The organism is Polaribacter dokdonensis (genome assembly GCF_024362345.1).
In the GTDB taxonomy this organism is placed as follows: domain Bacteria; phylum Bacteroidota; class Bacteroidia; order Flavobacteriales; family Flavobacteriaceae; genus Polaribacter; species Polaribacter dokdonensis.
In genome coordinates this window covers 637,566-651,251 of the sequence record NZ_CP101505.1, presented here as the reverse complement: position 1 = coordinate 651,251, position 13,686 = coordinate 637,566, and the positions used below count along the sequence as shown (strand labels likewise).

Sequence of the window (13,686 nt, the reverse complement as noted above, 5' to 3'; positions counted from 1 at the left end):
TGTATGCAAATATCCTACTAAAAGTTTATTATATGGGTAAAGTATCATCAATATTAGCTATACCTAAGTAAATTTTTATAAGTTTACTGAAATTGAAAATTATGAATAACTTTTTCGAGGTAAAAATCGAAATTACAGTAGAAGATATAGATGATTTGAATCATGTAAATAATGCTGTTTATGTAAAATGGATGGATGATGTTGCCTTTAAACATTGGGAGCATTTAACCAAAAATGAACCAATTACAGATACCATTTGGGTAGTGAGTAGACACGAAATAGATTATAAGAGTGAAGCTTTTTTAGGTGATGAAATTATTGCTAAAACTTATGTAGGTAATACTAGAGGGGTAACTTCTGAACGATTTATTGAGTTTTATAAAGGTGAAACACTTTTAGCAAAATCTAAAACTATCTGGGTTTTATTGGATGCTAAGAGCTACAAACCTGTAAGAATTAGAGAAAATATTTTAAATCTATTGCAACCTTTTAAATAAAAGTATCTTTGCACAAAATTTAGAAAGAATGTCAACATTTGCAGCATTAGGAATTAGTAAAGATTATATAAAGTCTATTAAAGAAATTGGTATTACAACACCTACAGATATTCAAGAGAAAGCAATACCTGTATTGTTAAAATCACCCACAGATTTTATAGGATTAGCACAAACAGGAACAGGAAAAACAGCTGCTTTTGGTTTGCCTGTTTTACATCATATAGATGCTAATTCAGAGCACATACAAGCTTTGATTTTATCGCCAACAAGAGAATTAGTTCAGCAAATAAAAAAACAATTGTTCAAGTTTACAAAATATGTAGATGATCGTATTTTTTTAGAAGCCGTTTTTGGTGGAGAAAAGATAGACAGACAAATAAATAATTTAAAGAGAACTACTCATGTTGTAATTGCAACTCCAGGTAGATTAATTGATTTAATAGAAAGAGGAGCTGTAGATATTAGCCATGTAAAAACGGTTGTTTTAGATGAAGCAGATGAAATGTTAAGTATGGGTTTTAAACAAGATTTAAATAGAATCTTAAAATTCACTACAAAATCTGACAGAAAAACTTGGTTGTTTTCAGCTACAATGCCAGAAGAAATAAAGCGTATTGTAAAAACATATATGGATGCTAACGCTCCAAGAATTGAAATTAATAGAAACGCTTTAGTAAATGCAAATATTCGTCATCAATTTGTAAAAACAACCTTAAAAGAAAAGGTGGCAGACATTGTTACTTTTTTAGAGAAAAGGCAAGCACATAGAGGTATTATATTTTGTAGAACAAAAGCTGGTGCTCAAAACCTAGCAAAGCAATTGGTAGAAGACGGTTTTTCTGCATCAGCTTTAGAAGGAGATATGCAACAGAAAGAAAGAGAAAAAGTGATGCGTGCTTTTAAGAATGAAAACTTACAATATTTAATTTCTACAGATGTTTCTGCACGTGGAATTGATGTTAAAGAGTTAGAATTTGTAATTCATCATCAATTACCAGAACAACTGGAATATTACACTCACAGAAGTGGAAGAACAGCAAGAGCTGGTAAAACAGGAACTTCTTTGGCGTTTATTTTACCATCAGAATTAGAAAAAATACATCAAATTCAAAAAGAATTGAATATTAAATTTACAGAAGTAACTGTATAAATGAGTTTAATATATACCATAGATATTTTAGGAACTTTTGCATTTGCAATTAGTGGTGCTTTAGTTGCTTCTGACAAGAAATTTGATTTGTTTGGTGTATTAATTATTGCTTTTGTAACTGCAGTTGGTGGAGGAATGTTACGTGATATTTTAATTAATGCACATCCTATTAATTGGATTGGAGATTTGAACTATCTATGGACTATTTTTTTTGCCGTTTTTTTAACTTTTCTATTTAAAAGTAAAATAGCTTACTTAAGTAAAACATTGTTTTTGTTTGATACCATTGGTATAAGTGTTTTTACACTACTAGGTTTACAAAAAGGGTTGTCATTTAATCTTCATCCTATAATCGCTATAATTATGGGTATGATTTCTGCTGTATTTGGTGGAGTTTTAAGAGATGTATTAACTAATAAAGTACCGCTAATTTTTGAGAAAGAAATTTATGCATCTGCATGTTTGGCTGGTGGTATTACTTATTTAATAATAAAAGAATTACCAATTTCGGATAACCTAAATTTTATTATTTCTGCTTCTGTTATTATTACAATTCGATTAATTGCGGTAAAGTTTAATTTAGAATTACCCAAAGTTAAAGATGATATTTTTGGAAAATAAAAAAAAGGAGAAGTGATATCTTCTCCTTTTTTATTTAATAATAAAACATCTTTAATTTACATCATTTAGTAATTCTCTAATAGAACGTAATAATTGCTGATCAATTCCATTATCTATTTTTCCTGGCATGTTTTTAACCTTTATAGTAGGCTCAGTTTGGTTGTTCTCCATCCATTCACCTGCTTTGTTTTTTGCACTTACAGGAACAACACCCCAATAACCACCATTAGGTAAACCTTCCCAACCTGCAAAACTACAAGTACCAGGTACAGGCATACCAACAGTTTTTCCAATTTTTAAATCTGTATATCCTTGTGCATAACAATGCCCATCAGAATAATTACTTTCATTAAACATAGTTAAAGTTGGTTTTGTCCATCTAGAAGTTGGTTCTCCACCAACAACTTTTGCAGCAGTTGCATAGGTTATAAAAGGTTCACCTGTAAAAAACATAGCTAAGTCTGCTACCAAATCTCCACCACCATTAAAACGAGTATCTACAATAACTCCTTTTTTATCAAAGTATTTACCCATCATATCTTGATAAATACTTCTGTATGGGCCATCACTCATACCTGGTATATGAACATAACCTAATTGACCATTACTTTGTTTTTCAACCTCTTTCTCATTTATTTTAACCCACCTTTTGTACAATAATCTATTTTCTGCTCCAAGAGAAATTGGTTTTACAGTAATAGTATTAGTGTTTTTTGTTTTTGGATTATAAATTTCTAACAAAGTAATATCACCTACTTTTCTATTTAAATATTTTGCGATATCTTGATTTTTATCAATTGTAACACCATCTATTTTTTTGATTATCATGCCTGCAGAAATTGTAAACTTGGCTTTATCTAAAGGACCTCCTTTTATAATTTCATCTATCAAAATACCATCATCTTTATGATTGTAATTCATAAAAATACCTAAAGAAGCTGTTGCATCTGGATTAGATACAGAACTTCCTCTAAAACCTGCACCTGAATGAGATACATTAAGTTCGCCTAACAATTCTGAAAGCATTTCTGAGAATTCAAAAGCATTACCTATATGTGGTAAGTATTTGCTGTATTCTTTTTTCATTTTATTCCAATCTATACCATGAAAAGTTGGTTCGTAAAAAATTGCATTTGTACGAATCCAAACATGGTTAAACATAGCTTCTCTTTCTGCTACTTCATCAAAAAGAATTTCACCTTTAATATTAACAGCTTCTCTTTTTTTAGCTTCAGGATTTAATTTAGAAATTCTACCACCACTTAAAAGGTATAAGTTTTTCATTTCTTTATCCCACTCTAAACTTCCACCACCAACATTTAATTTCATTAGCATTTTAGTTTCGCGAGTTCTTAAGTTGGTACTCCATAGATTAGAACGACCTTCGAAACTTGATAGGTAATAAAGATAATCTCCTTTTTTAGAAAGCACAGCATCACCTAAACTAGAAGAATGAATAGTTAATCTTTTGGTTCTATCTTTCATGTTTTCCCAATCGAAAGTGAGTAATTTTTCTGTTTTTACAGAATCCTTCTTTTTATCTTCACTTTTTTTATCAGACTTTTTCTTGTCGTCTTTCTTTTCTTTTGCTTTTTTCTTTTTTTCTTCTTCTTTAATGGCTTGCATTAATTTGTAATCTTCATCACTTAAATTAAATTCATCCCAAGCTTCTTGAGTAAAAAACATACTATAAACATCACTTTGTGAACGACCACTTGTAGCATACGATTTTAAACCATTTCTGTTACTAAACCATAACATTTGCTTACCTCCATTAACCCATTTAGGGTAATAGTCATAATAACCACTTTCATTAAGATTTAATCTTTTAGAACCATCTGCAGCCATTAATAATACTTCACTATTACTTAAGGTTTTACTCCAATCTACCAATAACCATTTGCTATCTGGACTCCAAGTAAAATATTTATCTCCATCTCTCATGTGAAATAAATCTTTTGGTGTTAGTAAAGTAACTTCTTTTTTAGATTGGATGTCTTTAATTTTTAGCGTTCTTCTTCCCTCAATAAAAGCTATTTTTTTTCCATCAGGTGAATATTGAGCTAAATAATTATCTAATTTATTTTCTATTAAAGGTTCTTCTTTTATTAAAGTTGATGCGTAGAAAAATGGTTCTTCTTTTCTAACTTTTTCAGTTTTATAAACAGACCATTTTCCATTTCTTTCGCTGCTATATATTACAGATTCTCCTTTTGGACCCCAAGAAACAAAACGTTCGTTTTCTGGAGTATTAGTTAATCTTTTTGTAAATGATTTATCTACAGAAGTTACAAAAACTTCACCTCTAGCAATAAATGCAATTTCTTTTCCATTTGGTGAAATAGACATTTCATTTATGCCTCCATTAACAGATATAAATTTATCTGTATTGTCTTTATCTTGCGTAACTATTGTAACCTTTACTTTTTTTGGTTTTTCTCCTTCTTTCATTGTGTATAATTCACCATCAAAACCAAAAGAAAGAATACCATTACCAATACTTAAAAAACGAACAGGGTGTAATTTAAAAGAAGTTACCTGTTCAACATTATTAGGATTATTTAAATCCATTTTATGAACATTAAATGTGCCACTTCTTTCACTTAAAAAGTAAGCACTTTCCTCATCTGATGAAAAAACAGGTTGTCTGTCTTCAGCAGTATGATTAGTTATCATATCATGCTTATTAGTTTTTGTATTGTACATCCAAATATCTCTTGTAATAGCAGATGTATGGTGTTTTCTCCATTCATTTTCTCCTCCTTTTACATCATGATATAACATGATTTTACCATCTTTAGAATATTGTACAGATTCTGCTGGGATTGTAAAAATTTGTTTTACTCTCCCAGAATTTACTGGAACACTATATAGTTCTGATTGTGATCTAGTAGGATATTGTCTGTGATTTACATCATCTTGTCTTATAGCCCCAAAAACAACTTCTTTATCATTTCTTGTAAATGTGTAAGGGTTTTCATCATTAGAATGAAAAGTTAATCTTGTTGCTTTACCACCATCAGCATTCATTGTAAACACATCATAATTTCCATATCTATTAGAGGCAAAAGCAATTTTACTACCATCATTACTCCAAACAGCTTTGTAATCATGAGCGCTATGAAAAGTTAGTTGTTGTGCTTTTCCTCCATTTGCATTAACTTTATAGATATCGCCTTTATAAGTAAAAGCAATTTGAGATCCATCAGGTGAAATAGTTGAATGTCTCATCCAATTAGGATTTTCTTGGCCATACACTGATAAACAAATCAATGTTAAGAATAAGGTGAATTTTTTCATTATTTAAATTTTTTCCTAATTTACACATTTGCTAAATTAACTTTAGCAATTATCCATAAAAAATATAAATACACTAAAATATAAATATGTTAGTTTTTAAAAATTTAGAAGAGTTTTGTTCAATAAAAGGTAAAGATTTACCTACAGGTGAATGGTATACTATTACACAACAAATGATAAATGATTTTGCAAATGCAACTTTGGATAAACAATGGATTCATGTTGATGAAGAAAGGGCTGCAATAGAAAGCCCTTTTAAAAGTACAGTAGCTCATGGTTTTATGTCTGTTGCTATGATTTCTAGAATGTTAGAAGAAGCTTTTACAATTAAAAGTGTAAAAATGGGTTTAAACTATGGATTGAATAAAGTTCGTTTTCCAAATCCTGTACCTGTTAATAGTGAATTAAGAATGCTTAGTTCAGTAAAAGAAATTGAGCCTTTAGCAAATAATGGAATTAAAGTCACTTTTAACTGTATAATAGAAATAAAAGGCCAAGACAAACCTGCTTGTGTAGCAGAATTTTTAGCAGCCTTATTTGAATAAAAAACATAAAAAAACTCTCAATATAATATTGAGAGTTGTTGTTTTAGTTTTTAATTCCTGGTAAACCATTTGGCTTTTTTTGATGCCACCAAAAATCGGTTGCCTTTTGTTGTCTCGGATATACTTCATCCAGATTATTAGCATCATACAAACGTCCATTTTTCATTACTTGATAAATAGTATTTGTATTTCTAATATCATCTAACGGATTTTTATCTAAAATGATGAAATCTGCCATTTTTCCAACCTCTAAAGATCCTATATCTCCATCTAATCCTATTGATTTTGCACCTAAAATTGTAGCTGCTTTTAATGCATTCATATTACTTGTTCCTGAAGCTGTTGCCCACAATTCCCAATGAAAACCTAATCCTTGTAATTGGCCATGACTACCAACACCAGTTAAACCGCCAGCATTTACTAAGTCTTCTACAAATTCTGCATGTTTGGTAAAAACATGTTCTTCATCCATAAACCAACCAGGTCTTCTTCTAGATTTACTTGCTAAATCTGTGTAAGGTGTAAAGTATTGTAACTTTTTATCATGATAAGGGTTTTCTCTAGAATAAAAATAATTCTCTGCCCAAGGACCTCCATAAGAAACTAGTAGAGTAGGAGTATAAGCAATTTGAGCTTCTGCCACAGATTGAATGATATCTTTGTATAAAGGAGTTACTGGGTATGAGTGTTCATGGCCTGGATAACCATCTAAAATTTCTGTAAGGTTTAATTTAAAATCTAAAGCTCCTTCTGTTGTGGGCATTAATTGTTGCTCTTTGGCAGCTTGAATTACCCATTGTCTGTGCTGTCTGTTACCAACAATGTACATTTTAATGGTATTCGTATTGTAATACTTGCTGTACTTTTTAAGCGCTTCTTTTGTTTGCTCATAGCTTTTTAAGTTATAAGCCCAATACCCTAAACCAGGCCCAGTAGAATAAGCTCTTGGACCTAACATTTGTCCGGTTTTTACCAAATCAAAATACGTAAGCACATCTGTAGTACCTGTTTGCGGATCTCTAGATGCAGTTACACCATAAGCAAGGTTTGCTGCATAAGACCAAATTTGTTTTTTATGAATGCCTGCATAAGTTCTTAAATGAGAATGTGTATCTATAAAACCTGGAACAATTGTTTTTCCTTTGGCATTTATTATTGTAGTTTTTTTAGGAACCTCTAAAGTTCCTGTTTCTCCTATTGCTTTAATTCTATTATTTACTACTAAAACATCTCCATTTTCAATGACTTTATCACCATTCATAGTAATAATTCTTGCACCTTGAATTAAGGCTGTTCCTTTAGGGATATCTCTTTTGATAGCAACGTTTATATCAATTTCTAATGGTTCGTATGTTGCATCATCCTTATTTTTTTTAGCTGCTTCTTTATCTTTCTTTTCTTCTTCTTTTCTTTTTTCATCAGATAATTTAGAAAGTTCCTTTTTTCTAGCTTTCTTTTTATCCTTTAGGTCTTGTTCTAATTTTTTAGCTGCTAACAAATCATAACTAAAAAAGGCTTTACCTAAAGACCAATGCACACTGCTTCCATCATTTGCCCAAGAAGGAAATTCACCTCCATAAGTTGTGAGCTTCCATGAAGGAAATGACGCAGAAGAAGGGTTAGATACAGATATTGTTGGAGTTTGTCCATATTTAGGAACGGTTACTACATAAATATCATTGGTTATCAAAGCCATGGCTTTATCTCCTTCAGGAGCCATGTAAACTTCTACAGGTCTTGATGCATTATTTCTTTCTTCGACAATATCATCATCTACATGTCCAAAGTCTACATTATCTTTATGAGAGTTTCCAAAAGTAACAATACCTGTAACACTTACAATTTTCTTTTCATCTGTTCCATCCCAACGAATTGAGCTTAGGCCAGAACCATTGCTTAAATAGATTCTATTATCATTCTTTACAAAATGAGGATTTCCTCTTCTATTTGTTTTAGTAATAAAATTAATGGCACCTCCATTACTAGAAATCCATGCTAAATCTTCACCACCAGAAAAAGCACCTCTTGTATAGGCATTTTTAAAGTTTTGAGCACTTCCTTTAGTAAAAACAATTCTATTGGTTTTTGCATCCCAAACAGGTGTATTATACAATGCAGATGTAGTTGTTAGTTGAACAGGTGTACCACCTTTTGCGTTTACTTTATATAAATGACCTCCATCTTTATCAGACCAAGTAGTGTACACTATTTCTTTTCCATCTGGAGACCAATTTGGTTGCATTTCATTAAGATCCATTTTGGTTAACCTTTTTGGTTTTCCATCAGGAAGCTTCATAACATATAATTTGTTTAATGCATTAAAAACAATTTGCTTTCCATCTGGAGAAGTCTTTGGATTTCTAATTTGATTTGCAAACATTTCTGGATCATCAGAAATGGGATATTTAAAGTCTAATTTTGGTCCAATTGCTAAAGCTACATCAACCTCAAAAGGAATTTCTATTGCATTATCACCAGAAACTGGTATTCTATAAATTTTACCTCCATAAGAAGCTAAAACTTCTTTGTTATCAGGTGTAAACGCCATTGCAGGTAATACTCCTAAAGAAGCAACAGATTCTTGTTCATCTCTTTGTACTGGGTAAGCTAGCCAATTTTCATCGCCTGTAATTAAATTTCTTAAAACTAAACCCGTTTTTTCTTCATACCTAGATCCATATACCATGTATTTACCATCACTTGAAAGAGTAGGAGTAAATGCAGAACCATATCTAGAAGTAATTCTTGTAGATTTTCCTGTTTCTAAATCATATCTAGAAATTTGATATTGAGGTAATTGTGCATTGTAATTCCAACCACCATTTCTGGTTGAATAGTATATGTATTTGTTATCTGCACTAAAAACAGGTTCAACAGTTTTTAAACTTGCTGGTTCTTTTATGAGCTGTGTACCACTACCTGCATCTTTATGATACAAATGTAATTTTAGATTTCTTTTACCTTTTGCAGCTACAATATATTCTCCATCTGGAGACCAGGCTACAGATTCTACAGAGCCTCTTCTGTCTTTAGTAACTTGTTTTGTTTCTTTCGTTTCTAAATCTAAAATCCAAACATTGTCATTACCACTTCTATCAGAGGCAAAAGCGATACTTTTTCCATCAGGACTGTAACTAGGTTTAGTGTCTAGAGCCATACCATCTGTTACTCTTGTGGCTTTACCACCAGAAAAAGGAATGGTATATAAATCTCCAAGCATGCTAAACATAATTGTTTCTCCATCTGGACTAATATCTAAGGAAAGCCAAGTTCCTTCTTTAGTATTAAAATTTATCATTCTACCACTATCTAGTGATAGCTCTTTAAACTTTTCTTGACCAGATAAAGAATCTTTTTCTTGAGCATTAACACTCAATGAAAGTATTCCTGCAACAAATGCAATTATAAAATTATACTGTAGTTTCATAGGTTTGGAATTGTTTAGTCTTTTAATTTGTATGAATTTATGATTGAGACTTTTAATAGTCTTTTAAGGCTTTAAACTCTCAATAAAAAAAGCTGCATTTAGCAGCCTTTATCAATTAATTTATTCTAATTTAAAATACCTTCTGTGATACATCTTTTAGAGTACCAAATTAAAAAGATACAGAAGATAATAATCATTATTGGCATTACTACACTAGAAAGTGTTACTGTTGCTAACAAATAACCCTGTTGAGCAATGGCACTTATACCAGACACTAAAAATAGGTAGTAAGCAATCTTTTTTCTAGCTAATAACAAAATACAAGCTAAAGCACCACCAAAAACAGCTATGGCAAACAAAGCTGTGTACCAAGCAGGATGTTCTACTAAAAACTCTGCTTGTTGCTCTTCTGGTAAGGTAGCAATCATTTCTTCTGTCATAAAAGCTTGAATTAAATAAGCTCCAACTCCCATTAAATTCCAAATAAGAGCTAATACTCCAATAAGATAGAATTTAGTGGTTGGTTTTTTTTTGATATTCATGGTGTTATTTTTTGGTTGATTTTTTAAAAGTAATAAAAAATTTGCAAAATCATAAAATGTAAAGTATATTTGTCATTATATAAAAAGTATTTGTCAATTTGTAAAGCAAAGTTAAAATGGTAAAGCAATCAATTTGTGAAAAAGAAAAGAGTTATGTAGAGAAAATGAATAAATTTCAACTGCATCATAAGTATAAAAAAGTAGGTTATATTATTTCGTTTTCTGCTTTTGCTTTGATGATTGCAAAGAAGTTTGTTGACGAGCCAAGTTGGGTAAAACCTGTTTTATCTGGTCTTTTATTAGTAGGAATGTTACTTATTTCTTTGGCAAAGGAAAAATTAGAAGATGAGTATCTAGATAGTTTACGTTCTCAATCTTACAGAATAGCATTTATACTAGTTATACTTTATGCGTTAGTACAACCAATTATCAATTTTGGAGTTGGTTTATTGTTTGATGAAACTGAAAAATTAGAAGGATTAAATTATTTTCAGATTTTGTTTTATATGCTGGTTGTTCAATTGATGGTTTTTTGGCAATTAAAAAGAATGAATAGATAAGATGAAAAATACACTTAAAGTACAACGTGCTATTTTAAATCTTACCCAAGATGATTTGGCAAAACAAATTGGGGTATCTAGGCAAACCATTAACTCTATTGAGAAGAATAGATATGTACCAAGTACAGTTTTGGCATTAAAACTTTCTGTAGTTTTTAAGATTCCTGTAAATGAGTTTTTTACACTTGAAGAAGATGATTAAACTTATCTTAAGTTTAATCATCTTCTTTGCTGTGTTAATTTTATTATTGTTTAATCGGCTATAGAAATTACGGCTGTTTTAAATAAGTTTGCTTTTGTTTCTAGGTAAGAATTTTCTAAATCAATAGCTTTAAGTTTGGTTTCAATCAATTTAGATTCTCTGTAGTTCACCAAAAACAAAGAACTTTCACCAAGAAAGAATTTTCGCTCTTCTGCTTTTAGTAACGTACCATAATCTTTTACAATATTGATGATAAAGTCATTTTGAGTAACATATGAATCTAATTCTTGCTGCACAGCATTTACCTTATTTCTAATAGACACTTTAGCTGCTTCAGTTTCAAATTCAGCATCTTGTAATTTGGCTTTAGCTAATTTTAAATCTCCTCTTTCTTTTCTTAAAAATATTGGTAATTTAAAGCTAATTCCAGCTTTATAATTATCTACATTAAAAGAATTTCCTTGTCTTGGTGTCTGTGTAATAAAGTTATATTGTGCATCTAATTGAGGTAACAAATTATTGGCTTTTAAACGCTTGTCTACGCCTAAACTTCTTACTTTAAAATTAAGAGATCTAATTTTTGGGTGATTCTCAATATCAAAATTTGCATTGTTAAATAAAGCAATATTAAAGGTAGTATCTACTTTTTCTAAAGTGTTTACGTCAGGTATAATATTGTCTTGTAGTTCAACAGGAGTGTTATCATTCAGCCACAAATAATTCGATAATTCTAAAGATGCTTTTACCAATTTAATTCGTGCTTTCTCTAAGTTTAGTTTTCTATTATTTAATGTAATACCTGCTTCTAGAGTATCTATAGCAGCTTTATCTCCTTGCTGAAAAGCTCTTTTTGTACTTTCAAAACGAACAACTGCATTGTTTAAAAAATTGAGATATACATTTCTATCATTGTAGATTTTTAACCAATTAAAGTAAGATATTGACGCTTTAAAAAGTATTTCATTCACTAATATTTGCTGATCTTCTTTAGCCTGATTTAAAAAAAGTTTCGCTTGTTTTAAATCTGCCATTCTTTTGTTAATCAACAATCCTTTTAATAAAGATGCAGAAACACCTGCAGCATACAAACCATCAGTGGGTACATTGGCTTCAGGGTTTAAAAATAGCCCCTCGTTGTTTTCAAAGTTGGCTTTAAACTCTAAACCATAATAGGTAGGAATTTTAAAGGTTCCATTTAATTTGTTGTAATACTCTTTCTCCTTGAACTGTTTGTTATCAAAATCGATTTCAATTTTTGGGTCAAAAGCACCTCTAGCTTTAAGCAATTTAGCTTCACTTGTATTGATGACCAAGTTTGCTTGCTTCACAATTGGATGATAGTTTTTTACATAACCTAAATACTCAGACAACGTCATTACAGACTCAATTTTATCTTGAGCAGAATATTGCTGAAACATCAGTAAAAACAGAAGACCAATAATTTTTTTCATAAATGAAATGCTACAATGATTTGATGTTTATTTCTTTTTAGCGCCTTTATTGCTTGATGAATCTCCATCTGGCTGATAATAGTTAGGAGGGAAGCTGTTTAACTGTCTCCATAATTCAAACCAAATTGGCACATCTTCTAAAAGTGCAATTGTTTTTGCTCCAGAACCAACTCTTATGGCTGTTGGCCAAGTATGATCTGTTTCATCAGGAGCTAATAAAATTCGGTATCTACCATTATCACTAATAAAATTTTCTATAGCTACTACTTTTGCACCATAAGTTCCGTAAGAAATGTTAGGCCAACCACTAAAAACAATTGCAGGCCAACCATCAAATTGCACACGAACTTGCTCACCAATATGAATTAGAGGTAAATCAATAGGTCGAATGTAGGTTTCTACAGCTAAATCATAATGAGCAGGCATAATACCTACAATTTCATCACCCTCTTTAAAGGTAACTCCAATACCACCTTTTAAGGCTTTATTGATAAAACCATCTTGAGGCGCTTGAATGTATAATAAGCTACTTCTAACTTTATAATTACTGTTACTGTTTTCTAATTTAGAGACTTGTGCTTTGGCGTCAAAACCACTAGATTGTGCAGTAAATTTATCACTTTGAGCTTTAGAAATCTTATCTGCATAGCTTGCTTTTATTCTAGAGATTTCTACTCTAGCATTTAATACTTCATTCTTAGCTGCCAATAATTTATTTTCTTGCTCTATGATTTTAGCCTCTGTACCTTGTAATTTTAAACGCTTTTCTTCTACATCTTTTACAGCTTTTATACCTTCTTGTTGCAAAGTAAAATCACGATTATATTGACTTTGAGCAATTTTTAAATTGGTTTTAGCAGCCTCAAATGCAATACTATCACTCTGTACTTTTAGTTTAGATTGTAACAGCTTATTTTTTGCTTGTTGTAATTTTAATGCTTGTTCTTCTTGTAAGGCTACAATTTGTCTGTCTAAAGCAGCTACTTTAAAAGCATAGGCACCTACAGATGAAGTTTTTGCATTAATTTGCTCATTGGTTCTTTCAATAAGTCTATCGTCAAAATACTCACTTTTAACTTCAGAAATTCTTAATATGGTATCTCCTTTTTGCACATAATCTCCTTCTCTTACAAACCATTGCTCAATTCTACCAGGAATTTGAGATTGAATGGTTTGAGGTCTTTGTTCTGGAGTTAATGTGGTAACAATACCTTTACCAGTAATATTCTGTGTCCATGGTAAAAACAAAAAGATAATACCAATAATAGCTGCAGCTAATAAGAATTTATTGAATGCTCTATAGTATTCTTTTGCATAAACTCTTCCACCAGATTTAAACTTGGTTAGATCTACTTTTTTATGGATTTGATTGTTAGTTATGTTTAACATGG

General features: G+C 30.7%; 11 protein-coding genes. 6 read left to right on the top strand and 5 right to left on the bottom strand.

Annotation, left to right across the window (positions count from 1 at the left end):
- Window positions 1–101 precede the first annotated feature (101 nt).
- The 3 genes from LPB302_RS03055 to LPB302_RS03045 are packed head-to-tail and all read left to right on the top strand — an operon-like array spanning window position 102 to window position 2,268.
- A complete protein-coding gene (locus tag LPB302_RS03055; RefSeq protein WP_053974865.1) occupies window positions 102–497 on the top strand; it encodes an acyl-CoA thioesterase in 396 nt (131 codons plus the stop codon).
- Between the two features lie 28 nt (window positions 498–525).
- Window positions 526–1,647 carry a DEAD/DEAH box helicase gene (locus tag LPB302_RS03050; protein ID WP_053974864.1) on the top strand — a complete coding sequence of 374 codons (1,122 nt, stop codon included), beginning with the start codon at window positions 526–528 and terminating at the stop codon, window positions 1,645–1,647.
- The gene (locus LPB302_RS03045) at window positions 1,648–2,268 is read left to right on the top strand and encodes a trimeric intracellular cation channel family protein (RefSeq protein ID WP_053974863.1); all 621 of its coding nucleotides are present in this window, start codon (window positions 1,648–1,650) and stop codon (window positions 2,266–2,268) included.
- Window positions 2,269–2,319: 51 nt separating this feature from the next.
- Here LPB302_RS03045 and LPB302_RS03040 read toward each other — a convergent pair whose 3' ends face one another.
- Complete coding sequence (locus LPB302_RS03040; RefSeq protein WP_053974862.1) at window positions 2,320–5,568, bottom strand: S41 family peptidase; 3,249 nt, start codon at window positions 5,566–5,568, stop codon at window positions 2,320–2,322.
- Window positions 5,569–5,654: 86 nt separating this feature from the next.
- Here LPB302_RS03040 and LPB302_RS03035 point away from each other — a divergent pair, with 86 nt between their 5' ends.
- Window positions 5,655–6,113 carry a MaoC family dehydratase gene (locus tag LPB302_RS03035; protein WP_053974861.1) on the top strand — a complete coding sequence of 153 codons (459 nt, stop codon included), beginning with the start codon at window positions 5,655–5,657 and terminating at the stop codon, window positions 6,111–6,113.
- 43 nt (window positions 6,114–6,156) lie between these two features.
- Here the strand turns inward: LPB302_RS03035 and LPB302_RS03030 are convergent, their stop codons facing one another.
- Together LPB302_RS03030 and LPB302_RS03025 are read right to left on the bottom strand one after the other, a co-directional pair.
- Window positions 6,157–9,540, bottom strand: a complete 3,384-nt coding sequence (locus LPB302_RS03030; protein ID WP_053974860.1) for an amidohydrolase family protein — start codon at window positions 9,538–9,540, stop codon at window positions 6,157–6,159.
- 125 nt (window positions 9,541–9,665) lie between these two features.
- A complete protein-coding gene (locus LPB302_RS03025; RefSeq protein ID WP_053974859.1) occupies window positions 9,666–10,082 on the bottom strand; it encodes a hypothetical protein in 417 nt (138 codons plus the stop codon).
- Between the two features lie 116 nt (window positions 10,083–10,198).
- Here LPB302_RS03025 and LPB302_RS03020 point away from each other — a divergent pair, with 116 nt between their 5' ends.
- Both LPB302_RS03020 and LPB302_RS03015 read left to right on the top strand, forming a co-directional pair.
- Window positions 10,199–10,642, top strand: coding sequence for a hypothetical protein (locus LPB302_RS03020; protein WP_053974858.1), 444 nt, complete (start codon window positions 10,199–10,201; stop codon window positions 10,640–10,642).
- A 1-nt stretch (window position 10,643) separates the two neighbouring features.
- Window positions 10,644–10,844, top strand: coding sequence for a helix-turn-helix transcriptional regulator (locus LPB302_RS03015; protein ID WP_053974857.1), 201 nt, complete (start codon window positions 10,644–10,646; stop codon window positions 10,842–10,844).
- Window positions 10,845–10,894: 50 nt separating this feature from the next.
- Here the strand turns inward: LPB302_RS03015 and LPB302_RS03010 are convergent, their stop codons facing one another.
- Window positions 10,895–12,295, bottom strand: coding sequence for a TolC family protein (locus LPB302_RS03010; RefSeq protein WP_176966499.1), 1,401 nt, complete (start codon window positions 12,293–12,295; stop codon window positions 10,895–10,897).
- Window positions 12,296–12,322: 27 nt separating this feature from the next.
- The gene (locus tag LPB302_RS03005) at window positions 12,323–13,684 is read right to left on the bottom strand and encodes an HlyD family secretion protein (protein ID WP_053974856.1); all 1,362 of its coding nucleotides are present in this window, start codon (window positions 13,682–13,684) and stop codon (window positions 12,323–12,325) included.
- Between the last annotated feature and the right edge of the window lie 2 nt (window positions 13,685–13,686).

Bases quoted from the DNA above. Each gene is read 5' to 3' on its own strand.
- LPB302_RS03045 (WP_053974863.1), top strand. From the start codon at position 1,648: ATGAGTTTAATATATACCATAGATATTTTAGGAACTTTTGCATTTGCA.
- LPB302_RS03035 (WP_053974861.1), top strand. From the start codon at position 5,655: ATGTTAGTTTTTAAAAATTTAGAAGAGTTTTGTTCAATAAAAGGTAAA.
- LPB302_RS03015 (WP_053974857.1), top strand. From the start codon at position 10,644: ATGAAAAATACACTTAAAGTACAACGTGCTATTTTAAATCTTACCCAA.
- LPB302_RS03025 (WP_053974859.1), bottom strand. From the start codon at position 10,082: ATGAATATCAAAAAAAAACCAACCACTAAATTCTATCTTATTGGAGTA.
- LPB302_RS03040 (WP_053974862.1), bottom strand. From the start codon at position 5,568: ATGAAAAAATTCACCTTATTCTTAACATTGATTTGTTTATCAGTGTAT.
- LPB302_RS03020 (WP_053974858.1), top strand. From the start codon at position 10,199: ATGGTAAAGCAATCAATTTGTGAAAAAGAAAAGAGTTATGTAGAGAAA.
- LPB302_RS03005 (WP_053974856.1), bottom strand. From the start codon at position 13,684: ATGTTAAACATAACTAACAATCAAATCCATAAAAAAGTAGATCTAACC.
- LPB302_RS03010 (WP_176966499.1), bottom strand. From the start codon at position 12,295: ATGAAAAAAATTATTGGTCTTCTGTTTTTACTGATGTTTCAGCAATAT.
- LPB302_RS03050 (WP_053974864.1), top strand. From the start codon at position 526: ATGTCAACATTTGCAGCATTAGGAATTAGTAAAGATTATATAAAGTCT.
- LPB302_RS03030 (WP_053974860.1), bottom strand. From the start codon at position 9,540: ATGAAACTACAGTATAATTTTATAATTGCATTTGTTGCAGGAATACTT.
- LPB302_RS03055 (WP_053974865.1), top strand. From the start codon at position 102: ATGAATAACTTTTTCGAGGTAAAAATCGAAATTACAGTAGAAGATATA.